The sequence below is a fragment of the Aphanizomenon sp. CS-733/32 genome (assembly GCF_028330045.1).
GTDB classification, from domain to species: domain Bacteria; phylum Cyanobacteriota; class Cyanobacteriia; order Cyanobacteriales; family Nostocaceae; genus Dolichospermum; species Dolichospermum gracile.
On record NZ_JAQMSE010000159.1, the window covers coordinates 1 to 25,364 of the forward strand.

General features: G+C 37.5%; 29 protein-coding genes. 12 read left to right on the plus strand and 17 right to left on the minus strand.

Annotation, left to right across the window (positions count from 1 at the left end):
- Positions 1-423 precede the first annotated feature (423 nt).
- The 4 genes from PN471_RS12525 (at position 424) to PN471_RS12535 (ending at position 4,271) form a co-directional block, all read left to right on the plus strand.
- Positions 424-2,208, plus strand: coding sequence for a bifunctional serine/threonine-protein kinase/formylglycine-generating enzyme family protein (locus tag PN471_RS12525; RefSeq protein WP_271777120.1), 1,785 nt, complete (start codon positions 424-426; stop codon positions 2,206-2,208).
- 233 nt (positions 2,209-2,441) lie between these two features.
- Entirely contained in the window at positions 2,442-2,582 is a 141-nt protein-coding gene (locus PN471_RS23355; RefSeq protein WP_334311916.1) for a hypothetical protein, read from the plus strand.
- Positions 2,583-2,733: 151 nt separating this feature from the next.
- Positions 2,734-3,087: a diversity-generating retroelement protein Avd gene (gene avd / locus PN471_RS12530; RefSeq protein ID WP_271777121.1), complete on the plus strand. Its 354-nt coding sequence runs from the start codon at positions 2,734-2,736 to the stop codon at positions 3,085-3,087.
- A gap of 104 nt (positions 3,088-3,191) precedes the next feature.
- On the plus strand, positions 3,192-4,271 hold the full coding sequence (locus PN471_RS12535) for an RNA-directed DNA polymerase (RefSeq protein WP_271777122.1): 1,080 nt from the start codon (positions 3,192-3,194) through the stop codon (positions 4,269-4,271).
- Between the two features lie 180 nt (positions 4,272-4,451).
- Here PN471_RS12535 and glyA read toward each other — a convergent pair whose 3' ends face one another.
- On the minus strand, positions 4,452-5,735 hold the full coding sequence (gene glyA / locus PN471_RS12540) for a serine hydroxymethyltransferase (protein WP_271777123.1): 1,284 nt from the start codon (positions 5,733-5,735) through the stop codon (positions 4,452-4,454).
- Positions 5,736-6,201: 466 nt separating this feature from the next.
- On the opposite strand from glyA, the gene PN471_RS12545 reads away from it, so the two are divergent.
- The gene (locus tag PN471_RS12545; RefSeq protein ID WP_271777124.1) at positions 6,202-6,399 is read left to right on the plus strand and encodes a hypothetical protein; all 198 of its coding nucleotides are present in this window, start codon (positions 6,202-6,204) and stop codon (positions 6,397-6,399) included.
- A gap of 76 nt (positions 6,400-6,475) precedes the next feature.
- The gene (locus PN471_RS12550) at positions 6,476-6,955 is read left to right on the plus strand and encodes a Tic20 family protein (protein WP_193893987.1); all 480 of its coding nucleotides are present in this window, start codon (positions 6,476-6,478) and stop codon (positions 6,953-6,955) included.
- On the opposite strand, the gene PN471_RS12555 is transcribed toward PN471_RS12550, so the two are convergent.
- Positions 6,952-7,725 (minus strand): fumarylacetoacetate hydrolase family protein, encoded by a 774-nt coding sequence (locus tag PN471_RS12555; RefSeq protein WP_271777144.1) that lies wholly within the window; start codon positions 7,723-7,725, stop codon positions 6,952-6,954. The two genes, PN471_RS12550 and PN471_RS12555, sit on opposite strands and share 4 nt — an antisense overlap.
- Positions 7,726-8,017: 292 nt before the next feature.
- Here PN471_RS12555 and rpsF point away from each other — a divergent pair, with 292 nt between their 5' ends.
- Positions 8,018-8,344, plus strand: a complete 327-nt coding sequence (gene rpsF, locus PN471_RS12560; RefSeq protein ID WP_271777125.1) for a 30S ribosomal protein S6 — start codon at positions 8,018-8,020, stop codon at positions 8,342-8,344.
- 334 nt (positions 8,345-8,678) lie between these two features.
- The gene (locus tag PN471_RS12565) at positions 8,679-9,239 is read left to right on the plus strand and encodes an Npun_F5560 family protein (protein ID WP_271777126.1); all 561 of its coding nucleotides are present in this window, start codon (positions 8,679-8,681) and stop codon (positions 9,237-9,239) included.
- Between the two features lie 413 nt (positions 9,240-9,652).
- Here PN471_RS12565 and PN471_RS12570 read toward each other — a convergent pair whose 3' ends face one another.
- The 14 genes from PN471_RS12570 to PN471_RS12635 form a co-directional block, all read right to left on the minus strand.
- Entirely contained in the window at positions 9,653-12,280 is a 2,628-nt protein-coding gene (locus tag PN471_RS12570) for a DNA polymerase III subunit alpha (RefSeq protein WP_271777127.1), read from the minus strand.
- Positions 12,281-12,960: 680 nt separating this feature from the next.
- Entirely contained in the window at positions 12,961-14,613 is a 1,653-nt protein-coding gene (locus PN471_RS12575) for an ArnT family glycosyltransferase (protein ID WP_271777128.1), read from the minus strand.
- A gap of 380 nt (positions 14,614-14,993) precedes the next feature.
- Entirely contained in the window at positions 14,994-15,266 is a 273-nt protein-coding gene (locus tag PN471_RS12580) for a hypothetical protein (protein ID WP_271777129.1), read from the minus strand.
- Positions 15,267-15,319: 53 nt separating this feature from the next.
- Positions 15,320-15,613: a DUF3349 domain-containing protein gene (locus tag PN471_RS12585; RefSeq protein ID WP_148760082.1), complete on the minus strand. Its 294-nt coding sequence runs from the start codon at positions 15,611-15,613 to the stop codon at positions 15,320-15,322.
- A gap of 2 nt (positions 15,614-15,615) precedes the next feature.
- Positions 15,616-16,020, minus strand: coding sequence for a DUF1308 domain-containing protein (locus PN471_RS12590; protein WP_271777130.1), 405 nt, complete (start codon positions 16,018-16,020; stop codon positions 15,616-15,618).
- A gap of 175 nt (positions 16,021-16,195) precedes the next feature.
- Entirely contained in the window at positions 16,196-16,426 is a 231-nt protein-coding gene (locus PN471_RS12595; RefSeq protein ID WP_271777131.1) for a hypothetical protein, read from the minus strand.
- 78 nt (positions 16,427-16,504) lie between these two features.
- Positions 16,505-16,897, minus strand: coding sequence for a hypothetical protein (locus PN471_RS12600; RefSeq protein WP_271777132.1), 393 nt, complete (start codon positions 16,895-16,897; stop codon positions 16,505-16,507).
- Positions 16,890-17,447 carry a Panacea domain-containing protein gene (locus tag PN471_RS12605; protein ID WP_271777133.1) on the minus strand — a complete coding sequence of 186 codons (558 nt, stop codon included), beginning with the start codon at positions 17,445-17,447 and terminating at the stop codon, positions 16,890-16,892. The genes PN471_RS12600 and PN471_RS12605 overlap by 8 nt, the downstream gene beginning before the upstream one ends.
- A 193-nt stretch (positions 17,448-17,640) precedes the next feature.
- Positions 17,641-17,847 carry a DUF6887 family protein gene (locus tag PN471_RS12610; protein ID WP_271777134.1) on the minus strand — a complete coding sequence of 69 codons (207 nt, stop codon included), beginning with the start codon at positions 17,845-17,847 and terminating at the stop codon, positions 17,641-17,643.
- Entirely contained in the window at positions 17,844-18,056 is a 213-nt protein-coding gene (locus PN471_RS12615; RefSeq protein ID WP_271777135.1) for a DUF6888 family protein, read from the minus strand. The genes PN471_RS12610 and PN471_RS12615 overlap by 4 nt, the downstream gene beginning before the upstream one ends.
- 158 nt (positions 18,057-18,214) lie before the next feature.
- Positions 18,215-18,484 carry a hypothetical protein gene (locus tag PN471_RS12620; RefSeq protein ID WP_271777136.1) on the minus strand — a complete coding sequence of 90 codons (270 nt, stop codon included), beginning with the start codon at positions 18,482-18,484 and terminating at the stop codon, positions 18,215-18,217.
- Positions 18,432-18,770, minus strand: a complete 339-nt coding sequence (locus PN471_RS12625; protein ID WP_271777137.1) for a DUF6972 family protein — start codon at positions 18,768-18,770, stop codon at positions 18,432-18,434. The genes PN471_RS12620 and PN471_RS12625 overlap by 53 nt, the downstream gene beginning before the upstream one ends.
- Before the next feature lie 177 nt (positions 18,771-18,947).
- A complete protein-coding gene (locus tag PN471_RS12630; RefSeq protein ID WP_271777138.1) occupies positions 18,948-19,313 on the minus strand; it encodes a clan AA aspartic protease in 366 nt (121 codons plus the stop codon).
- Positions 19,310-19,582: a hypothetical protein gene (locus PN471_RS12635; RefSeq protein WP_271777139.1), complete on the minus strand. Its 273-nt coding sequence runs from the start codon at positions 19,580-19,582 to the stop codon at positions 19,310-19,312. Before PN471_RS12635 ends, PN471_RS12630 begins: the two co-directional genes overlap by 4 nt.
- Positions 19,583-19,794: 212 nt before the next feature.
- Between PN471_RS12635 and PN471_RS12640 the strand changes: the two genes are divergently transcribed.
- Positions 19,795-20,265 carry a cold-shock protein gene (locus PN471_RS12640; protein ID WP_271777140.1) on the plus strand — a complete coding sequence of 157 codons (471 nt, stop codon included), beginning with the start codon at positions 19,795-19,797 and terminating at the stop codon, positions 20,263-20,265.
- Positions 20,255-20,833, plus strand: a complete 579-nt coding sequence (locus tag PN471_RS12645) for a hypothetical protein (RefSeq protein WP_271777141.1) — start codon at positions 20,255-20,257, stop codon at positions 20,831-20,833. The genes PN471_RS12640 and PN471_RS12645 overlap by 11 nt, the downstream gene beginning before the upstream one ends.
- 126 nt (positions 20,834-20,959) lie before the next feature.
- Here PN471_RS12645 and PN471_RS12650 read toward each other — a convergent pair whose 3' ends face one another.
- Entirely contained in the window at positions 20,960-23,431 is a 2,472-nt protein-coding gene (locus tag PN471_RS12650) for an ATP-dependent Clp protease ATP-binding subunit (protein ID WP_271777145.1), read from the minus strand.
- A 638-nt stretch (positions 23,432-24,069) separates the two neighbouring features.
- On the opposite strand from PN471_RS12650, the gene PN471_RS12655 reads away from it, so the two are divergent.
- Both PN471_RS12655 and PN471_RS12660 read left to right on the plus strand, forming a co-directional pair.
- Positions 24,070-24,462, plus strand: a complete 393-nt coding sequence (locus PN471_RS12655; RefSeq protein WP_271777142.1) for a tetratricopeptide repeat protein — start codon at positions 24,070-24,072, stop codon at positions 24,460-24,462.
- 196 nt (positions 24,463-24,658) lie between these two features.
- Positions 24,659-25,364: Uma2 family endonuclease (locus PN471_RS12660; RefSeq protein ID WP_271777143.1), on the plus strand; the 706-nt coding region annotated here is incomplete at its 3' end.

Sequence of the window (25,364 nt, forward strand, 5' to 3'; positions counted from 1 at the left end):
AGGATTTTGATTTGAATATTTAATAAGCAATATTGTCTGAATCAGGATTTTCAGGATTTGAGGATTTTCAGGATTGTTTTTGGAGATTTTTGGGAATGGGAAGGATTTTGATTTGAATATTTAATAAGCAATATTGTCTGAATCAGGATTTTCAGGATTTGAGGATTTTCAGGATTGTTTTTGGAGATTTTTGGGAATGGGAAGGATTTTGATTTGAATAGTCAGCAATAACAAAAATATCGTCGAAATTACCATTTAGATAGAATAAATGTTCTCAAAAATCTAAATTCCAAAGAACATAACATCAAACAAAATTATCCTGAAAATCCTTAAATCGGTGGATATCATGATATGGCTTGCGCTATGCTACGCTATCAGACAGTAGTATGTTATAATTATCCCTAGATATACCCAGCAGCTACCATGAGTCAATGTCTCAATCCTCAATGTAATTACGAAAATCCCCCAGGTACTAGCTTTTGTCGAAACTGTGGCGGTAAAATAGTCCTACGAGATCGCTATCGTCCGATTAAATTCCTGGGAGAAGGTGGTTTTGGCAAGACTTTTCGAGCAATAGATGAAGAAAGATTAAACACCCCCTGCGTCATTAAACAGTTTTTACCCCAACAAGCCGGAAGCGCAGCCTTACAAAAAGCTACAGAACTATTTCAACAAGAAGCCGTTAGGTTGCAAGACTTAGGAAAACATTCCCAAATACCAGACTTACTGGCATTTTTTTCTCAAGATGGTTTACTTTATTTAGTCCAAGAATTTATAGATGGTCAAAATCTTTGGCAAGAGTTTCAAACTCAAGGTAAATTAAACGAATCCCAAATTATAATTATCCTCACAGAATTATTGCCAGTTATCCAATTTATTCATGATAATCATGTTATTCATCGAGATATTAAACCAGAAAATATTATCAGAAGTAAACAAGGTAAATTATTCTTAATTGATTTTGGCGTTTCCAAAGAAACCAGTAGCAGTATTTTAACTAGAGTTGGGACTGTTACAGGTACACCCGGATATGCTCCTCCAGAACAATCTCGTGGCATGGTTTATCATAGTAGTGATCTCTATAGTTTAGCTGTTACCTGTGTGCGGTTATTGACGGGACATTTTCAAACATCCGACGGACAAGATCAACTATTTGATACTCAAGAAATGCAATGGCAATGGCAAAAGTATGTTTCCTTAAGTCCAGAATTAACTGATGTTTTAGAAATAATGTTGCAGGATATTCCTCGCAAACGTTATAATTCAGCGACGGAAGTTTTAGCAGCATTGAAAAATCCTATTAGTCAAAAAACTGTTGTGATTCCTCTTCCACCACAGGTTTCTAATAATCCTTTTAAACAAATTTTTCAGCAATTTATTTCTCCCCCAACTAACCCACCCCAACCAGCAAATATTCCACCGCAATTTAATAATTCTCACAAATCATTTACCCAAGATTTAGGTAATGGTATTTCCTTAGAAATGATTGCTATTCCTGGGGGAACTTTTCTCATGGGTTCAAAAAATGAACCAGAAAGAGGTGGTAACGAAAGTCCCCAACATCAAGTTACCATTCAACCATTTTACATGGGCAAGTTTAGTGTTACTCAAGCACAATGGAAAAGAGTCGCAGTATTACCAAAAATCAATCATGATCTAGATCTAAATCCCGAACCTTCCCATTTTTCTGGCCAAAACAGACCAGTGGAACGGGTTTCATGGCTTGACGCACAGGAATTTTGTGCTAGAATCAGCAAAGCTATAGGTAAAAAATACCGTTTACCCAGTGAAGCTGAATGGGAGTACGCTTGTAGAGCCGGGACAACCACACCATTTTATTTTGGTGACAATATCACTCCTGATTTGGTAAACTATGATGGTAATCATCCTTACGCTTCCGGTGCAAAAGGTAAATATCGCCAACAAACCACAGATGTAGGAACTTTTCCCCCGAACTCTTTTGGTTTGTATGATATGCACGGTAATGTGTGGGAATGGTGTGAAGATGATTATGAAGAAAATTATAATAATGCGCCTAAAGACGGCAGTGCTTTAATTAATCGAAGCGCACAATATAAGTTCTTGCGCGGCGGTTCTTGGGGCTACTTCGCTAGGAATTGTCGGTCTGCGTCTCGCGATGGGGATTCGCGTGATCCCCGCAACTACTACTCCGGTTTTCGGGTCGTGTCTTCGTTCAGGACTTTGTAGCCCTTTATACTCTTACCCTTTCACCCTCTGCACTTCTTTCTCTTTTCCCTTCTTAGCCCCCCGCCTTTGGCGGAAAAATATTTTTTCTAAAAAAAATATAGAGGTATTGTGTGAAGTATATCACATCAATTAAGAAAATAGCAACAAGTCAGAATTATTAAAATTTGTATCCAAATAGTCTAATAACAAGTAGCTGATGATATTGTTCATTTTGGGGTAGGTGATTCCGACTCTTGCGCGGCGGTTCTTGGAACAACAACGCTAGGAATTGTCGGTCTGCGAATCGCAATAGGAATTCGCGTGATAACCGCAACAACAACTACGGTTTTCGGGTCGTGTCTTCGTTCAGCACTCTTCAAAGTCAGAATTGGTAAATGGGAATTTATCAAGGGTATATGAGGAGTCCAAACCTAACCCAGCGATAGAAGCAATTCTGTCCGAATATAAAACTGAGTCGGGTAGCTTGGTAGGGTAAAACCGAAGACTTGCTCGACTCTAAACTACATCAAAAATAGCATATAAAAAATGGGTGATTTACCTGTAATTCAGAAAACTTACGATTTAATTAAATGGTATGTACCGATTATTAATCGTTTACCACGAAATCATAAGTTTATGCTAGGTAACAGAATCACTACTGTTCTTTATGAGATTTTAGATGAATTGCTGATTGCTCGTTATAGTTCTCCAAAACTCACACAATTAAAGTCTTCTAATCTTAAACTAGAAATTCTCAGATATCAAACCAGATTACTTTTTGATTTTAATCTAATTTCCACCGACCGTTACGAATATATCCAAAGATTACTTAACGAAATTGGTTTAGATTTAGGTGGTTGGATAAAACAACAGGAAAATTTGACATTAAATAATTTATAAGATTGTAGGTTGGGTTAAGCGACAGCGCAACGCAACAAATCTTTGTAAGTGTTGGGTTTCCTAACGTCAACCTAACCTACATTATTATATAGAAAAATTGGAATATGAAAAGATATGGTAATCTTTGGGAAGAAATTACAGATTTTAGTAATTTACTTCTAGCAGCAAAACAAGCACAAAAAGCAAAGCGATTTAAACCTGATGTTCTTGAGTTTAATCATAACCTAGAAAGAGAATTATTTAATTTACAAGCAGAACTCAAATTCAAAACCTATACTCCTGGAGAATATACAACATTTGAAATTTTTGAACCCAAGCCTCGCTTGATTTCTGCTGCACCTTATCGTGATAGGGTAGTACATCATGCTCTTTGTCGTGTTGTTACTCCTATTTTTGAAAGGACATTTATTCATGATTCTTATGCTAACCGAGTTGGTTATGGTTCACACCGAGCTTTGCGGCGCTTTACAAAATTTGCTCGTTCTAGTAAATATATCTTTCAAGCTGATATTCGTAAATACTTCCCAAGCATAGATCATCAAATCTTAAAATCTCTAATTCACCGCAAAATTAAATGTGCTGATACCCTCTGGTTACTTGATAAAATTATAGACCATAGTAATGAACAAGAGTTGGTAGTGCATTATTTTCCCGGAGATGACTTATTATCACCTTTAGGAAGAAGACGTGGTTTACCTATTGGTAATTTGACAAGTCAATTTATGGCAAATGTCTACTTAAACGGTTTTGACCATTTTATTAAAGATCAACTTAAATGTAAAAAGTATATTCGCTACGTTGATGATTTTGCTTTATTTGGTGATGATAAAATCTTTTTAGCTCATGCCAGAATTTCTATTGAAGGATATTTAACCAGTCTAAGATTAAAAATTCACCCAATTAAAAGCCAATTATTTGAGACTAAATACGGAGCAAATTTTGTCGGTTTTCGTGTGTTCCCTAAGCAAATTAAAGTTCGTAGTAATAGCTTACGTCAAAGCGTCAAAAGGATTAAGAAAATTATCTCACAACATCAACGAGGGATTTTGGACAAAGAAATAATCAGACAATTTTTGCAAAGCTGGGTTGCTCATTTACAACATGGTGACACATGGAGATTAAGAAAAAATATTCTTTCTACTGTTTCCCATCATCTTGAAGATTTAGATGCTAAAAATTCTTAAATTTTGAAAATCCTGATTCTGAGGAATGAAAAGTCTATATATATGGGCGCACACTTTTCCACTTATAACATAATCATAGTCGAAATTCAGAATTTTGTCAAGCACCAATTGATATTGAAAACTGGGTTACAGAGAGTACAGAGGGTGGACAATGGCCACCCTATGCTAATTCAAGGTTGTTTAAACTAGGGCTGGTACGGGAATTTCTAGGTGAGGATATAATGGGAAGCGATCGCACAATGCGGCCACTCTCGTTAAACAATCTTTAGTGACTGGATCTGAATCGGGGGAAAGTAGGCGATCGCTAATAATATTCGCAACTTCCGTAAATTCTGCCACACCGAAACCTCTAGTTGTCATCGCTGGAGAACCCAATCTTAAACCACTGGTAATAAAAGGTGATTCAGTATCAAAGGGAACTGTATTTTTATTGGCGGTAATATTCACAGTGCTAACCAGTTGATCTCCTTTCTTCCCAGTCATGCCAATAGAACGTAAATCTACTAACATCAAGTGATTGTCAGTGCCATTAGACACTAATTTAAAGCCTCTGTTTTGTAATTGAGTCGCCATGGCGCGAGCATTTGCAATTACCCGTCCAGAATAGTCTGTAAACTCAGGTTTGAGAGCTTCACCAAAAGCCACAGCCTTACCAGCAATAACGTGTTCCAGTGGTCCACCTTGAGTACCGGGGAACACTGATTTATCCAGCTTTTTACCCAATTCGGCATCACGGGTCAAAATCAAGCCACCTCTTGGTCCACGTAAGGTTTTATGAGTTGTGGTGGTAACAACATCACAATAGGGTAGGGGGTTGGGATGATGACCAGTCGCCACTAAACCAGCAATGTGAGCAATATCTGCAAGTAAGTAAGCGCCAACTTCATCAGCAATACTGCGGAACTTTTCAAAGTCAATAATCCGAGGATAGGCTGAATAACCACAAATCAACAGTTTAGGACGTTCTTTAAGTGCTAAATCCCGGATTTGGTCATAATCCAATTGTTCGGTTTCTTTGCTTACGCCATAATGACGGACTTGAAACCATTTACCAGAAACATTCACAGGTGAACCGTGCGTCAGGTGTCCCCCATGAGATAAGTCCATACCCATAATTGTGTCTCCTGGTTGCAGCAGAGTCAGGAAGACGGCAAAATTAGCTTGTGCGCCAGAATGGGGTTGAACATTGGCATGAGCCGCACCAAATAGCTGTTTAGCTCGGTCAATGGCTATTTGTTCAATTTTGTCAACAAACTCACAACCACCATAATAACGTTTACCGGGTAAGCCTTCGGCGTATTTATTGGTTAATACTGAACCTTGAGCAGCTAATACGGCGGCGGAGGTAAAATTTTCACTGGCAATTAATTCTAGGTGATCACGTTGGCGCTGTAATTCTTGGTTAATTAGTTCATTAATGGCAGGATCGGAGTTTTTTAGCAGGTCTGAGTTAGTTTTTGTCATTTTTGATGATGCTGATAAAGTTGATGAAAATTGAAATTGGGGTTAAACCTATTACCAAAGTTGCAAATTAGGCAATTTGTTTATTATAAGAATTAAGACGGAAAACCTTTGAGAACGGGGAAGTTAATTATCTAAGAATTGTTGACTTTAATCAACGTGGTAGCTGGGATTCAAGTATTATTTTGTACTTTAAATTACAAAATTAGCAGAAATACAAGATACAATGAAACTAGGTTTGATTAACAACTTTTTGTTATTAAGTACCTTTGCAAAATTAATTGAACATTTTAAAAATTCCTAAATTAATGAATTACGTAGGGGCAAACCCTCTGTAGTTGCCCGAAATACCGAGGTAGGCACGGGGGCGCTACCCCTACATTAAATCCAAATGTTTTATATAATTAGTTTTGCCTGCGTACTTACCAACATTTTTGAGATTTCTCTATTGAAAACCGGAGGGGTTGAGATGCTGGTCATTTTCATGGACAATCAAATCCTTAGCTCTGAAAAGGTCTGTCAGTCTTGTTTACTAGCAAATGGTAGTGGACAACCTCGCTGGGGTGGAGGTAAACTGCGCTGTGGTCAAGCAATTAATGAGTTTACAGAACAACAGCCAGACCAATATGAGTGTGTGATGGGCTTTCGTGTCGCCAATATAAAATAGATTTGCCAGCAAGGTCAAGTATCTGCGTTATCCTAAGCTCAATAGCTATTGAAATTTAGCCACAGGAGAACACAAAATGTCTTGGCGCGGGTCTACAACTTTCCCTGAGCGAATTTTCGCTTGTTTACCTTATTTACTGCCTTTGATTGACAGTCTAAGCTTTGGTAGTTTTTTGTTTAGACAGTTTCCGCTACTTAAGCTTCTGCTTATACCACTGCAACCAGTGCTAATAGTTTACGGAAGTTTAGGGCAAATTGGTCAACTGATTGTGTTTTTTGCCTTATTCATGTTGGTAGTGAGAAACGAAAAAATCAATCATTTCATTCGTTTCAATACAATGCAAGCAATTCTTTTAGATATTGTTATATTTTTGTGTTCCGTATTACTGCGAATTTTGACTTCGATTCCTGGCACTGATTTTGCTATGGAAACTCTGGCCAATACCATCTTTTTAGGTATACTGGCCGCAGTTGTCTATTCTGTGTTCCAGTCTCTGATGGGTAAGTATGCGGAAATTCCCGCGATTTCCGATGCAGTGCATATGCAGGTACGTTAACGTCCCACAACTGTGTTTTCTAGGCGACCAATTCCTTCGATTTCCACACGGATGCGATCGCCTATTTGCAAAGCTCCTACCCCCATTGGTGTACCAGTTAATACTATGTCCCCAGGTAATAAGGTCATTACTTGACTAATATAAGACACCAAAAAATCTGGGGAAAATACCATTTGATCAATACAAGTAGACTGAACTGGGTGGGGATGATCATTCAAAAACGTTTGTAATCTCGCACCTGGGTTCAATTCTCTGACAATCCAAGGACCCAAAGGACAAAAAGTGTCAAAACCTTTGGCTCTAGTCCATTGGGGGTCTTTTTTCTGTAAATCCCTGGCTGTGACATCATTGGCAATGGTATAACCCCAAATTTTACTTTGGGCTTGGGCTGGGGTACAATCACTAGTGCGATCGCCAATCACCAAAGCCAATTCTCCCTCATAGTCCACCTTTTGTGACTGATGAGGATACTTAATTTCTTTTTCTGACGCAATGACAGACGTAGGCGGTTTGAAAAAAATTAGCGGTTCAGCAGGTACAGGAGTCCCCATTTCCGCTGCATGATCAGCATAATTCTTACCCACACCCACAATTTTTGAAGGCGCACAGGGCGCTAGAATCGTGTAAGAATTAGATGGTAGGATTAAATCCGTAGGTTGACCATCCAACCAAGGTGGAGCATCTAGCACCTCCACATTCTGAGTAAGTTGGAGCAACCCATAGTGAATTTTTCCTTCTTGACTTTGAACTCGCACATATCGCTGCGCCATAAGTTTGACAAATATCCTTAAATATGCTTCTTTTATGCAGAATGTGGTTAATGATTGCCATTTAAAACTTGTCAAATTATAAGATAAATATGGAAAACCTGATGAATTTAATTGACAAACTATAAACCAGTGGACAAATTCTGCTAAAAATTGTGTTAGTGTAGAATGGCTAAAAAATTGTCAAAATTCCTTGTTGCTTGAGATGTTGATCAATAAAATTATCGCTCACAGCAATGTTTGTGTGAATTAACACCTCTTCAGCCATTTTGTCCAAAAGGTAAATTTAAAAAACATGACCACAGTTTACGAAACCATGTACATCCTGCGTCCTGACTTGGGAGATGAACAGGTAGTACAACAAATTGCTAAATACGAAAACCTCATTCGTGAACACGGTGCTGAGAATATTGAAATTCAAAACCGTGGTAAGCGTCGTCTAGCTTATGAAATTCAAAGACATCGTGATGGCATTTATATTCAACTCAACTACACGGGTCCTGGAACAGTAATCGCTATCATGGAACGGGCGATGCGATTGAGCGAAGAAGTAATTCGTTATATGACCGTCAAGCAAGAAGTTCACCAAGAAAAACCAGCAGAAGAAGTTGTAGCAGCTTAATAACCGCGTTTTCTCAAGCAATCAGCCCTGGCGAATGGAAAGATGCCTCCGGCACGCTAACGCGAACACGGCTACACAAACAAAGTCCGCCTGCGCGGACTAAGGAAAAATCAAGGATTTGAAACCCACGCAGGTGGGTTTTGCCTGTGTAGACGCGGTTTCTAACCGCCCGTTTAACTAAACCCCTACTTTAGAATCAAACAATCAAATCGTTTTGAGTATATTATAGAAATTTCTAAATTATTTTAACCAAATTGCTCAGTATGTGATATGATCGGCGCAAGTCAAAAATCAAGTATAACTGTATATATATTAAGTAAGAGCTTTAAGTGCCGTGAGCCAATCTGATATACCAAACATCCAAGAACTGTCTACGGAAATATCCCAGTTGCGCCAAGACTTACAACTGCGTGATCAATTAGTTCAACAGTTATCACAAGAACTATTTCGGCTAGTTAAGGGTAATACTAACTTTACACCACCAAAATCTGAGCCAGAGATAGATTCCAGTCAATTGCAAGCTTTAAGAGATCAAATCCAAGCCGTAGAACAACAGGTAACGTTCTACCAAGAGCAAATTACAAATCGTGATACAGAGATATATCAATTACGCCAGTCTGTGCAGGAACTAACTGATCGTAGTCGAATGTTAGAGCAAGTAGTCCAAGAATTACCCCAAATTTACCGTCGTAAGTTTGAGGAACGCATGACACCAGTACGAGACAAAGTAACAATCCTGCAACGAGAAAATCGCCAATTGCAAGCCGAATTGCAAAGCGTGAGTTATCGTTTAGCGCTGAAAAACCGCTACGCAAATCATGGTGGTATTCATTTACCGACTTTTCCTCGCTCAGAAGCGACAGCCGATAGTATACCTGCTCCCCAGAATGCGTGACATATTCCTACACTGTACTCCATAAGTCAGTGTAGGCTTGACATAGATGATAAACGCTCTTAAAAAGCAGACTTAGGTAATTTTAAATTTAATTTTCATAAATTATTTTCATTATATATAGGGGTATGCACTTAAGTGAAATACAATCAGCAAATCGCAAAGTAGGGGCGCAGGGTCTGCGCCCTAAATTGTATTGTATCCTACTATAACGGTTATCGTTAAGTTTAATACAATACAGGGCGGGGAGACCCCGCCCCTACTGGTAATTTCTGCGTCCCTTTGGCTATATCTGAATATTAGATATTACTCATTATCCCAAATACCTCGTTTGAGTAAAAGCTTTCACTTATAGCGAACACCAAAACTCTTACTCTCTGCGACTCTGCGTCTCTGCGTGAGACATATTGATGCTTTTATTCACTCACACCAACTTGTAACAAATCCAATCCTTGGGCAAAAATCTCATCAATTGGTAACATTTGTCCTTCTTCAGTCATGAATTTATGATCTTTTGTAGCGCGAATAATTGCCCCATTTTCTAATAAATATTCGTAAACTTCTTGTTGTCCCCGATTATGCCATTGGGCAATTGACTGAGTATAAAGTATCCCATTACTATCAACAGTATAAACTTGACACTCAATCTGTTTTTCGACAATTTCCCCAATTTGTAAAAAACCATATTCAACGGTTAAAATTTCTGTGTCGTAACTTAAACAATATTCGGCAAACTTCAACATATCCCCAAATAAATGTTCAGAAACTTGGGGTACTACACCGTTTTTTGCAGAACCATCAATAAAATTTTGTTTTTGTTTCTCCATTTCTGATACTTTCTTTTTACCCATAGCGCGACGCAGTAAATCGGCTTGTCCTAAACTATAACCAGCCATATCTTGAGCAATTTTCATAATTTGCTCTTGATAAACCATGATTCCGTAGGTTTCATTTAAGATTGGTTCTAAAATTTGAGTATCATATTCAATTTCTTCTCGTCCATGTTTACGATTAATAAATTTAGGAATTAATCCGGCATCTAATGGACCTGGACGATACAATGCTAAAATGGAAGAAATATCTTCAATGTTTGAAGGTTTCAAATCTCGGACTATTTGTTTCATTCCTGAAGATTCTAGTTGAAATATTCCTTCTAAGTCACCTGCTTCTAATAGTGAATAAGCTTTAGCAACATCTTTTGGTAAGTTAGTATGATCACCTTTGGCTAATATTTTTTGTGCTTTTCTTTCTTGTCCGGTAATTTGATCAGGATCAATTCGGTATCCTTTGCTTTGTTCAATTAAATCAATGGTTTTTTGAATTAGGGTTAAGTTCCGCAAACCCAAAAAGTCCATTTTTAATAATCCCAATGATTCTAAGTCTTCCATGAAATATTGGGTAATCACAGAACCATCATTATTGCGTTGTAGGGGAACAAGTTCGTCTAATGGTTCTGCGGAAATAACTACGCCGGCAGCATGAACACCGAAGGTTTTGTTAGTTCCTTCAATTCGCATGGCCATATCAATCCAGCGCCGGACATTGGGATCATTATCATATTTGGCTTTAAATTCTGGTTCGGGAGTTTCATCGGAAATCATCACTTTCAGTTTTGTGGGTTTACCTCGAACTACAGGAATCATTTTTGCCATTTTGTCAGAATCCCCGTATGGAATATCTAATACTCTAGCGACATCTTTTAAGACTGCTTTGGATGTGAGACGGTTAAAAGTAATAATTTGAGCAACTCTATCAACACCATATTTCTCAGTGACATAATCAATTACCTGATCTCGTTTATCAATGCAGAAATCTGTATCAATATCTGGCATTGATTTTCGTTCAGGATTGAGAAATCTTTCAAATAATAAGCCATGATGTACGGGATCAATATTCGTAATTTTCATGGCATAGGCTACTAATGAACCAGCCGCAGAACCCCGTCCTGGACCAACGGGAATATTATTATCTCGCGCAAATTTGATGTAGTCCCACACTACTAAAAAGTAGGTAGAAAATCCCATTTGTTGAATCATTTTTAATTCATATTCCAATCTTTCTTTATAGACTGGATCTACTTCGTGGCGAGATTTGCGATTTAATCTTTCTAAAAGTCCTAGCCAGGCAACTTCTTCTGCATAGGTATCTGCTGTATGTCCTGAAGGGATTGTGGGTGTGGGAATTTGGGGATCTCCCATGATGTGATAAGGTTCGACTTTATCGGCAATTTCGACCGTTGTGGCGATCGCTTCGGCAATGATATCATCGGGTAAATGATCACGGAATAGTTGGTGCATTTCCTCTGATGATTTGAGGTATTCTGTGCCGCTATACCGCATTCTTTTATCTTCGCTAATCAGTTTCCCGGTTTGAATACATAACAAGGCATCGTGGGATTCTACATCAAAACAGGAGATAAAATGGGAGTCGTTGGTGGCGATAAATTTAATTCCTAATTCTCTGGCAATTTTGATTATTTCTACATTCACAATCCGGTCTTCTTGCGAACCATGATCTTGAATTTCTAAATAAAAATCTTCGCCAAATACATCTTTATACCATTTAGCAACTTTTCTGGCTGCATCTGGACGATTACTCATAATTGCTTGGGGAATTTCTCCTCCTAAACAAGCGCTGGTAACTATTAAACCTTCCCGATATTGTTTGAGTAAATCTTTATTAATACAAGGACGGGAAAAAATGCCTTTACCTTGAACACCTTGAAGGTGAGAAATTGTGGTTAATTTAACTAGGTTTTTATAGCCTTGAGTATTTTTTGCTAAAACGACTTGATGATATTTAGGACGGCGTTCTTGTTTGTCAATTTCACCGTTAAGAATATACATTTCGTTGCCAATTATTGGCTTAACATTTTTGTTGCGGCAGATTTTAATGAGTTCAACTGCACCATACATAACCCCATGATCGGTGAGGGCGATCGCTTTCATTCCTAATGCGATCGCTCGATCTACTAATTCTGGTAGTTGACTAGCACCATCAAGCAAACTGTAATCACTGTGAATATGTAAAGGAACAAATGACATATTAGTATTTGGTAGATCTATGAGAATTTTGGATTAACAATGATATCAAGTATTTGAGTTAATGATAACGTATCGCGCATCTTTCACCAAAAGCTACATCATTCGCAATAATTGAGGCTTGATGTCCTCATCAAAGTACACGGCTATTAGCTGCTAAATTTGCATACATATTATATAATAACTGATTATGACTAACTACAAACTACAAACTACTCCCTATCTCTTAATTATGAATCAATCCAATAATAGTGGCATCCTGGAACAGTTTGTCAACACAGTAATGGGTGTAAATATTTCAAATAATGAGAATATTAATGGAGATTATGTCACTTATCTAACGGAAAATTCACAGATGAGATCGCACTTCTTCCATATTAAAAAAGAGAGATCGCACTCATTCCACTGTTAGCAAGAAGCGATACCTTCGGTAAGCTACCCCAGGGGCAACGCATCTTATCAATAAGGACGATTTAATCTCAATAATGACCAAATAATTCGCATTAAGGTCTACTTATTGACAATAATTTAAACCATCACGATAACTCTGAAAAAATCAATCAAACGATAAATACCGATTCCTTCGTTTATACACAAAAATGGTATTGTGTCAATAAAATTTAGATGCGTTTCCCCTGTAAGCTACCCTAACGCATTTCTTCCAAATTAACAAAGAGTTATACCTAAGAGTCATTTTTTTTAACTACCTGAATCAATTTCCATTTTCTAAAAGTACCAACTAGACGTTCATTAGTTAATAAACCTACCTCTGGTTCAGGACTAACCCAAGCATAACTATTAACAGGAACATCTGCAATTTTTTGAAATCGTTTTCCCCAATGAGGAGTTTCAAAGGTGACTAATAACAAAGCTTTATCACCACCAGTAGTCATTGTTTCCGTTTTCTGTACCACAAAATTAATAGAATGATTTTTGAGGACAGTATCAATGTCTGGTTGCTTTACAAACAATTTTATATCAGGACTATAATTACTTAACAAACCATTACTACCAGCTACACTCAAAGCTAACCATGCAGGTACTAACCAACCCGCTAACCAATAATTAGCACTAAGGAATTTTTGCTGAAAACGATGACGTACCACCCAAATTACTGGTAAAAATAACCAGCCCAATCCTAACATAAAACCGATTGATGAATAATTTTTAATATCTGTACCATCACTAACTGTAATTGGTATTATTCCTGTATTTAATATTATCCCTGCTATGAAAACAACAGCACCTAAACTACCAAATATATAACTAAGATTCCGAGGTAAGAAAAAATATTTTGTTTGTTGACAATGCTGATTATAAATTTCACCTAACCAATCTAATGCTATGGCTGCTAAAATTGCCATCCAAGGACAAACTATCAATGTATAATGAGGTAAACGAGTAGAAACTATGCTAATTTCTAGAAAAATAATTACAGGACAAACAACTAATATCAAAATATTCTTAATCAAAGAACGACGACAGACTAAAAATACACCCAAAATACTAAATAAAGGCCAAGGAAAAGATTTAATAGGTAGATTCCATAAATAGTAAAAAGGTGAATGTCCATTACGTTTTTCAGTTGCTATTTTCGTTACTAAACCAAAAAATTGTTCAAAAACTATTACTCCATAAGGTTGATAGCTTAACCAAAACCATGTAATTACAGGGAGAAAACCGATGATAAAACCCACATATAAGAGATAATTATTAAAATGCTGATGCCGACGATTTTGATAAATTAAATAAGGGAGTAAAGCCATAAATGGTACGAAAATTAATTGACCCTTAATTAAAAATCCTAATCCAATACTTAAGCCTGTACCTAAAGTCCAATAACGACCATATCTAGAATTTAATTCTGCTTTCAATAAACAGAAAATACCAAAAAGTGCAATACAAATAGTAATAATATCTGGAGCAACTAATCTACTTACTTGTAACCATAAAAAAGATACAGCTAAAATTGCAGAACTTAACCAAGCTATGCGTTTATTTAATAACATTGCTGCTATTTCATAAACAAGGAAAATGCTAATAATAGAAGCTATTTGGGAAGGTAATCGAGATGTAACTTCACTAATACCAAGTACTGTATAAATAGATGCTAGAATCCAATAAAATCCCGGTGTTTTTTCGTAAGCAAGTTCTGACCAAGATTGAGGAGTTAACCAATCTCCAGACTCTAACATCCATCTAGAACGTACCACATAAGTAGTTTCATCATGAGCTATGAGGCTATTTTCACCGTTATTAAATAATAGTAATGGTACTACCCAAATAATTAAACCTAACACATACCATATTTTTGGTAAATTCAGCAATCTTTTCACTGTGAACTTTAGCCCCGTTTACGAGAGTATTTGTTCAAATTGTAGAGTATTTATGTGTTTTTTTTTAACAAATAAGTTATTTGTATACTAGAATAATGACTTATAAGTAGAAATTGATTTACGTACCATTTTCATCAACATTAGCCCAATGTAACCAAAATTACTTAAAATGCTCTCACTGCTTTTACATCTGCTGTGGTAGTGACAATATCTAGTTGCATAAACAAAAGGGAATCCCAAAAGATTCACGGCTGCGGGAGGTAAGGAAAGAAATTCTGTAAAACCTGTATCAATCACAAATTCAATTGTAAAATCTGGTTGTTCTAGCAATCGAAATATAACATTGACAGTTGCACGCCCGTTTTTGATAATACCATTTATCACTGATAATCACGCTCCATGTCACCACAGAAAGAAACAGCAACTTTGTAGCCGATACGAAGTCCATATAGTCTAGCTAGTGGGTTTTTATTGCGTAAATAATGCGCTGATTCTATCCCTATTTTATCAATAGCATATTCACCTGTTTCTATATCAATAATTATCATTTTACCGATGTTTTCTGCTGTTTCCACTTGTTGACGAATGCCATTTTCATATAATTCTTTGGCACGTTTTGCGACTTCTTCGCTGCTGAGGAGAATGGCTTGCATTTTGTTTCATCCTTTTTGGTGATTAGTTTATTATACTTGATTAGTAGTACAGTTTATTCTTCTTCAAGCCACTGTTCATAACCACACACAAGTAATTTTTCCTTTAAATTAGCAATAGCTTCGGATGTGGGTACATCAATTGACTGTACCCGATATACATCATTGAGAACAACACTATAATCTTTACCGCTATAGTAAGCTACAACTTCAGCTAAATTCCTATCTGACATTTCCTCACTGAGTAATGCTAAAAGCGGTAAATAAGATTGTGATTCTATTCCCTTGGGGAAAGCATTTTGAATTAATTTATATGTACTTTGTAGATGTGGTGAAATAGTGATTTGCATGATTAATTACCAGTTAAAGGAAAAGGTGGATGAATATATACATGAAAATCCACACCTTGAGCATAAGCGGCTCTAATAGCCTTTGCATCTGCTGTGGTGGTGACAATATTTAGTTGATCACCTGTGCCTAATATAATAATATCGTTTATTCCTAATTTTCGTGTTGGTTGTAGGTTTAAAGCTCTGGGTGATGGGTTATCGGGTATGATTGTTACTCTTTGCAAAAGGCGATTAGCTCTGTTTTGTTCTGATAGTCTAGCAATAGTTTTCACTATGTTAGTGAACTCATCAAAAGCAGTTTGAGTTATTACCATTTCTTGTCCGTTTACATATTGTCGCAATCCATAACGAATAGAGGAATTTTCGGCTATAAAAGCTATAGCAGTGCCAGTATCTAAATTAATCATTCAAATATTTCTCTTAACAACAATGGTAAATGGGTTATGTATTTTACCATTTATTACCTTTTTACTTAAAAGCGATTCCTGCGGAGCACTTCGCTATCGCCTTTGGTACTGCGTTCCGCACAATTGCACATCTCCACCATAGTCTAACTAAGAGCGATCGCTTCGGTAAGCTTTACTAAATGTCATCAACATCAATAAAATAATCAGCACTATTGGGTTCAATTACCATAAACCAATTGTAATGATCATTTATCAATTCAGGACGAACTCGATTAAAAACAACACGCGCTTTTTCTCCTCGCGCATTTCTTTCCACTTCCCTTTTTGCTAATTCTTCTGGTGGTATTGTAAATTCTGGAAAAATTCTACCTTGTTGACGACGACGCACAGATTTTGTATTACTCATAATTCACCTTACCTCATTTTTATCAATTACCAATTATTCTTGATTTTCAAGTAAACCTTTCCCATTACTAAGTTTAATTTAACCAATTCCTAAGAAATTCTTCAATGCAGTTTTATATTTATTCTTCAACTTCTTAGAAATCAATCCTCCCTGTTGAATTTGTAATACAACATCAGCAGATAAACAATCTTTAGGAATAGGACTACCAGAAGTTATACAAATAGCAAGATCATTTGCATCCATTTCACGAGTAAAATAGTAAGCTATAACAGATTCCTTTTTAATAAAACTGGGTAAACTCGGATCTGGTGTTAAAACATAAACTCCTTCAGAGTTATTTTTCTTGTCTGTTAAATTAACAAATAAATATTTATTACCAGAAGTTTTTGCAATTGCGACATAAAAATGTTGGCCATTAGGAGGTGTATCAATTAAAAATACATCTCCTATGTTTATAGAAATACTAGACACTTAGCACCTCATCTAAATATGCTTCCCTCAGTGCTATTTGTCTAATTTCCTCAATTTCTTCCTGACTTTTACCAACATTTTTCAAAATATCTTCTACTGAAATGGGAATAGCAGAACCATGAGGATCTTTCCACTCTGGTAAATCATGAGTCCATTCAGCAACATGAAATGGATCAAGATGTCCAAAGCTTTGATATACCTCTTGAAGAATCTCTTCCTCTTCTTCACATAGTTCATCATTTCCTGGATCTTTGACTAAGTAAACAAAGTTCTTATCACCAGGAGAAATGTACTCAGACCACAGAGGTAGAGCATCATCAACAGGTTTACGTTTAATTAAATCATAAACACCACTAAGAACCGGACCATATTTCATTGATACATAATGATCGCCTGTAATTGGTTGTTCTATTCTTTCTAACGCAATACGATCAGCTATATAGAGCATTTTCAGCAAGCCTAAATACTTCATAGGCTTACCATGCAGCTTCATAAGTATAGCTGCTGCTTCTACAGCTTTTTCTGGGTGAAACCGAAACTGGATAGACATAATTATCCTTGAGAAGCAGTATAGTACATCTATATTATAACTTTTATCCGAAAAAGCGAAAATTTCTTAAATATACCAATCTTACATTATATCATTGCTCAGTTTATGACAACTCTGATTTTTCCCTGCCTCAAATTTCCAATTATTCTTGATTTCCCAACACCCCTTTTTCATTATTAAGACGCTGCAAAAATTATGCAATTGATTCAGTTCCATCTTTGATTATGGCCTGTTGAATTTGTTTTTCCCAATTTTGATCATTGGGGTTAATAGTAATCATCCGTCCTTCAGACTTTGAACGATCTACATAAGCATGAAAAGCTGCAATATCTTCTCTGTGAGTGAGAACATAACGACGTAATTCTTTCAGAGTCATCGCTTGATAATTAACTAAAGTCATCGTTCATCCTCCGATGGTTTATAGTCTCCGCTTGGTTTAATCTCAAACTCTAAATCTTCTCCAGCAAGTACATATAAATTACCAGTACGTTCATCTAATCTCACAAGTTCTATACTTTTGCATATCCATCTAGGTTCAATAACATTAGTTAGTCGGTAACAAATTCTGTATAGTGCTTGAGTTTGTTCGTTCGTGGGTTTTCTTTCCACTGTACCTCATTTACCTATTATAGTGGTCAGCAATAATAATGCTACCTGATACCGATACACAAAAATAGCTCATTTTAAAACCTGATCCTCTTTGCACCTTTGCGTCTACCTTGCGGGATCTCTCAAGAGAGATTGTGCGAAACAAAAAATATACTAACTCATGCTAATTCCGCAGCTAAAAGTCTACCTTCAACTGGTTCATACTCATCTTCTAGTAACCATAACTTAGCTGCTTCATAATTATTACTAGAAAATATAACCTTCTCACCTTGTTTTGGATCATAAATTTGACAATTTCCTTCACTGTCGCAAAGTAATAACAGAATGTATGGAGGTGATAACATCGGATCTATCCATACTTCTGTAAATTCCCAGTTATTCTTCACTAGGTCTGGTGCGGGGTATGACGTGGTATTGGTTGTCTGCATTGATTTTTATCTCCCCATAGTAAAGTGGAATATGGCTACCATCTGGACTAATTCTATAACCTATTGGTTCAGCAAAAAACATTCCATAGCGTTCATAATCTCGAACAGTGCCGATAAACTCACCTTTTTCTATTATGCACTGAGCAACTTGATTCATGGTATTTTCATCGTTAAATACATGAGCGGCTTGTCCTTTTTTTAGAAGTCTTTGCATTTGCGGTGTTCCTGGTAAATGCTTGGCAATATGTCTAACGTCAAGGGTGATTTGACGATTAATTCCGCTCATGATTAAAAGTTAAAAAATAAAAAATGGTAAAGTAATTAATACTCTACCGCTTTTTAACTCTTAAACTTGTTTTTTCACTGACCTTATCTCAGCGATTCTTGCGGAGCGCTTCGCTATCGCCTTTGGTACTGAGTTCCGCACAATTGCACATCTCCACTATCATTTAACTAAGAGCGATTATAATTCTTGAATTGTTACTAAACCACCTTCTGTAAATTGGATAGATAACTCATAACCATTAAGTAAAGCAGTGCCTAATAATGGACGCTTTCCTGTTGCTAAAACATTAACTACTCTTTCCTCACCATTCCAAATAATAGTAGCCTGATGTACTGGTAAAAGCACACGGCTATTATCTGCTAAATTTGCGTACATATCATAGACAAAAGGGAATCCCAAAAGATTCACGGCTGCGGGAGGTAAGGAAAGAAATTCTGTAAAACCTGTATCAATCACAAATTCAATTGTAAAATCTGGTTGTTCTGGCAATCGAAATATAACATTGACAGTTGCACGCCCGTTTTTGATAATGCCAGTTATCACGGATAATCACGCTCCATTTCTCCACTAAAGGATGCAGCCACTTTGTAACCAATGCGAATCCCAAAGAGTCGAGCAAATCTGTTTTTATTCCGTAAATAATGGGCTGATTCTATGCCTGTTTTATCAATAGCATATTCACCTGTTTCTATATCAATAATGATCATTTTACCGATGTTTTCTTCGGTTTCTACTTGCTGACGAATGCTATTGTCATATAATTCTTTGGCACGTTTTGCGACTTCTTCGCTGCTGAGGAGAATGGCTTGCATTTTGTTTCATCCTTTTTCGTGATTAGTTTATTATACTTGATCAAGCGATACCTTCGGTCAGCACTTCGCTATCGCTTTTGGTACTGAGTTCCGCACAATTGCACATCTTCACCATACTCTAACTAAGAGCGATCGCACTACCTTCACCATTATCTAACAAAGAGCTATACTTTTGCTAAACTGATATAAAAAGTGAAATTTAAGGGTGTTTTATGAATAGAGAAGTGGGACAAGTAAAATGGTATGGAGGTATAAACTCAAAAACAGGTCGTATTAATGATTTTGGATTTATATCTCATATAACTAAGCCTGATGATTTATACTTTCATAACCGTGATATTAAATGTAATATTGAATTTATTGATAAAGATGTTATTGTTTCTTTTAGTGTAAAAACCATAATAGATAACAACGGGAGACAAAAACTACAAGCTATTGATGTTGATATCATACAAAATGAAGAAGATATAGAAGCTATACGAACCTGTGCTTTATCTAATAGAGTTCGGTACTGGCAGCCAGTTTTTATTAAATATTTAAAAATTGTTATTGCTAACAAAAGTCAATCTCTCGATCATTTAGTGAATCTTTGTCTGAAACAAAATAAATTACTTGCTTCTCGATCAGATTCATTCCTTGAATCACTTCCTATAGCACTTTATATATATCGAAATGATAGTTAAATTTGGTGGAGATATGTCTAAATTATTTCCAATAATGATCAGTGAAGATTCATACTATATGATAATTGGTGATCTAATAAGTAATGTAATGGATAATATCAAAGGAAGTTACAAAGAAACCAAGGAAACAAATTATACATATAACTTATATATTACGGATTTTTTAAATGCTAAAAATGTTGAGATTAAATTTCCTAGAATTACTTTAGATGTATATCAATACATACAAAAAGTAAAACATTGGGCTAGTTTTGTCAAAAATAACTCAGAGAGATTAAAATGTAGATTCTGTGCAGATTTCATGACATTTAATCCTGAATACTCTAAATATTCAACTGTACAAGAAATAACAGTTTTTTGGTGTCCAAATGCTAATCCAAAAGAATGTTCAGGTATTGCGGGGTTAGATGGCAGCAATCATAATTTTAATGTTTATATAAATTATTGTTGGAACTGTTTTAAAACAGTGGATAGTAGGGATAGTTTGGAATTTTACGGACTTAATTATAAAAGTGATGGTTGGGTTAAATGTCTTAAGTGTGGTGCAGGAAGAAAGCCAGGTTATTAAAAGTAATAATTCTATACAACAACCTTCTCCTCTCTGCGACTCTGCGCCTCTGCGTGAGAAAAAAACAAAAAAAACGGCAGAGAACCGAAATCCTCCACCGTTCAATTAACAATTAAAACAACCCAACTAAGACTCAACACCTTGGGGTAATAACTCCCGTGTTTGTTGAGAACTAACTTGGACAATGCCATTTTCATCAACATCAACAAGAGCAGTATCGCCATCTTTGATGCGTCCAGACAGAATTTCTTCCGCCAAACTATCTTCCAACAAGCGCATAATTGCCCGACGTAATGGCCTTGCACCGTAGCTAGGACTGTAACCCTCAGTGATCAAGCGATCCTTGAAGCGGTCTGTGACTTCTAAGACAATGCCTTTTTCCGTCAAGCGACCAAACACTTCCTTGAGCATGATTTCGGCAATCTGGGTAACTTCGATCTTGTTCAACTGACGGAAGACGATAATTTCATCTAAGCGGTTCAGGAACTCAGGACGGAAGTAATTCTTCAGTTCCTCATTCACCAAAGAACGAATTCGGTTGTATTGAGATTCGTTAGCATCTTCAGCAAAATCGAAACCAATACCGCTACCGCCTTTTTCAATGACCTTAGAACCAATATTGGAAGTCAAAATCAGCAAGGTGTTCTTAAAGTCCACCGTACGACCTTTCGCGTCAGTTAAACGCCCATCTTCCAAAATTTGCAGGAGCATATTGAACACATCGGGGTGCGCTTTTTCGATTTCGTCGAATAGCACCACGGTGTAAGGACGACGACGGACAGCTTCAGTTAACTGACCACCTTCGTTGTAACCGACATAACCTGGAGGTGAACCGATCAATTTACTGACGGTGTGGCGCTCCATGTATTCGGACATATCTAAGCGAATCATGGCTTCTTCCGAACCGAAGAAGTAGGAAGCCAAGGATTTCGCCAATTCAGTTTTACCTACCCCGGTAGGACCTGAGAAGACAAAACTCGCGATCGGCCGATTCGGATTTTTTAACCCAACACGAGCGCGACGGATGGCTCTAGAAACAGCCTTCACAGCGTCTTCTTGACCGATGAGGCGCTGATGTAAGGTGTCCTCCATGTGCAGCAACTTCTCGGACTCAGATTCGGTAAGTTTGTTCACCGGTACACCTGTCCAGGAAGCGACAATGTGAGCAATGTCTTCTTCTGTAACTACAGGTTCAACGCCGTCACCACTAGCGCTGTTATTCTTGGTTTGAGCAATGGTGCGGATTTCGGCTTTGATTTCCATTTCCCGATCGCGCAATTCTCCCGCCCGATCAAAGTCCTGGGAACGGACTGCATCATCTTTTTCCTTTAAGATTTGCCGTAGTTCCTTGTCTAATTCCTTGGCTGCTGGGGGCAGTTGGGAGTTAATCAAGCGCACCCGTGAACCCGCTTCATCCATCAAGTCAATGGCTTTATCTGGCAAAAAGCGATCGCTAATATAACGATCAGATAATTTCGCCGCCGCTACCAATGCTTCATCGGATATCTTCAGCTTGTGGTGTGCTTCGTAGCGATCGCGCAAACCATATAAAATTTCTATTGTTTCATCAACGGTCGGTTCACCCACCATTACAGGCTGAAAGCGTCTTTCCAACGCTGCATCCCGTTCAATGTGTTTACGGTACTCATCCAAAGTCGTCGCACCGATACATTGCAACTCACCCCGCGCCAAAGCTGGCTTGAGGATATTCGCTGCATCAATCGCCCCTTCGGCTGCACCCGCACCAATTAAGGTGTGAACTTCGTCAATTACCAGGATGACATTACCCGCAGAGCGGATCTCATCCATAATTTTTTTGAGACGTTCTTCAAATTCACCGCGATATTTAGTTCCCGCTACGAGCAAACCAATATCGAGTGTCACCACACGCTTATCTTCCAAGATATCGGGGATATCCTTGCTAGCGATGCGTGAAGCTAAACCTTCAGCGATGGCGGTTTTACCAACACCTGGTTCACCAATCAACACGGGATTGTTTTTCGTCCGGCGACCCAAAATTTGGATAACCCGCTCAATTTCCTTGGCGCGTCCCACCACAGGATCAAGCTTGTTATCTATGGCCATTTGGGTCAGGTTTGATCCAAACTCATCGAGAGTTGGGGTTTTAGTGCGACCAGAGGGGCCACCCGGCGTAACTTCCGCCGTTTCTCCCAACATCCGAATCACTTGGGTTCTCACCTTGGTCAAATCTACACCGAGGTTTTCTAGCACCCTGGCTGCGACACCTTCCCCTTCGCGGATCAGTCCCAACAGCAGATGCTCGGTACCAATGTAGTTATGCCCCAATTGGCGTGCTTCTTCCAAGGATAGTTCTAAAACCCGTTTTGCTCGTGGCGTAAACGGAATTTCTACCGCGACAAAGCCAGAACCCCGTCCTATGATTTTTTCAACTTCAATGCGAGCATCTTTGAGATTAACTCCCATTGATTTCAGCACCTTGGCGGCTACTCCTGTGCCTTCACCAATCAAACCCAAGAGGATTTGCTCAGTGCCGACAAAGTTGTGACCTAAACGGCGGGCCTCTTCTTGGGCCAGCATGATTACCTTAATGGCTTTTTCTGTGAAGCGTTCAAACATGGCATTTTTCCCATCACCTGCGTCGTGCCGGTATGCTGATTTTAGCACAGGCTAAAATTTTGGATATCTATATCAACAATAGTAGATATCCAGTTACGATGACACAGGTTGATCGGTTAATGAGTAGCTATTAATTAATTTTTTGGGGTTTGTGTACTGAGGAGAGTGATATTACCAGCATTTTGGGGACTAAATCCAAACAATAGACTATTGACGTTGGGATTTTCGTTAGCAGTCCCGAATGAACTCATATATCATGAAGTGTGTAGCAATGTCAAATTAATTGACTCGATGATAAGTTTTTTATATAGATAAAAGTTTTAATACAATATATTTTGATATAAAATCAGGGCAAAAAATCTATTTTATCTTCATAAATGTGGTTAATGGTGGTCGGATTGTGAAAATTTTGGCATTGTTCGTACAAGGGAGAGTTGGCTAAAATAACTGCATTTAAACTCGTTTGTTCATGACAGTCGCACATTCAACCAGCAAGTATTCAGTAAAATAGGATCAGTTCCCTTACAAACTTTTCAAACACCCTCTTAGAAGAGCAGGTGATATTTTTTTGCTACTTATGGGTAATCTAATCATAGTAGGGGTAATGCCGCTATTAAGACAACAGCAATTTTTGACAGATGACTAACTCTAGTGATGATTACTTGGTTCGGCGCGGTAAGCAGATTGAGCGAAAGAAAAGAATTGTTACATATATTGGACTTATTTCATTTGGCGGTTCAATATTGTTCGGCGGGGTTAATGCCATCAAACAGTCTTGGGAAAAACCTCAGCAAGCAGTAGTTCAAACTGCTGTGAATGATTTACAGACACAGATTAAGGGTTATGAGTTGGTTTTACAACGTGAACCGAATAATCAAATGGCGCTTGAGAGATTGTCCATTATGCGGTTAAGGTCTGGGGATAACCAGGGGGGGATTGCCCTAATTGAGAAGTTAATAAAATTACATCCAGATAGAGAGGATTATCAAACTGTGCTGGCAGATGTAAAGAAGAAAACAAAGGAAAAGTAAGAGCGATATCAGAATTGTTTAAGTAGGTTGGCGTTGAAAATTGTCGTTATGGCAAGGCAAGAGGGTTTGGGCGATTTTACGTTTCTTTACACAGTTTGGTTTTATTGTGTTCACCTACTTATAATGTATTTGAGATGGATATAATTCCATATCCGATTTTAGTGAAAACTAACATATTCTTCCAAAATGGAAAACTATGGACACCCTGAAAATTGCTCCTTCAACACAGTTACCAGATCATACTCAATTACCTTGTGAAGATGGAAATTTCGTGAAAAATTTTCAAGAACATCCCCAAAGTATTCTTCTAACAGAATCTATCTGGTCAAAATTACAAACAATTCATCCAGATAAACAATTTTGCATAGGACAAGATAGCGGTATTTATTGGCGGATTACAGAACCACCAGAAAGAGGTGCAGAAGCGCCAGATTGGTTTTATGTTCCCGATGTGCCACCTGCCTTAAATGGTCAAATGCGCCGTTCTTATGTGATGTGGCAAGAATTAGTTGCTCCCCTAATTGTCATTGAATTTGTATCCGGTAATGGTAGAGAAGAAAGGGACGAAACTCCCTATCAAGGAAAATTTTGGGTTTATGAAAAAGCAATAAGAGTGCCTTTTTATGGTATTTATGAAGAGAAGAAATCATCCTTAGAATTATATCATTTAATTGAAGGACAATATCACTTGATGCCACCTAATGCCAGGGGTCATTATGTAATTGAAAAAATGGGTGTTGAATTAGGAATTTGGCAAGGAACATATAAAAATGTCGAGTTACCTTGGTTAAGGTGGTGGGATTTGGAAGGTAATTTCTTGTTAACAGGAGAAGAACAAGCTGAACAGGAAAAACAGCGGGCTGAACAGGAAAAACAGCGGGCTGAACAGGAAAAACAGCGGG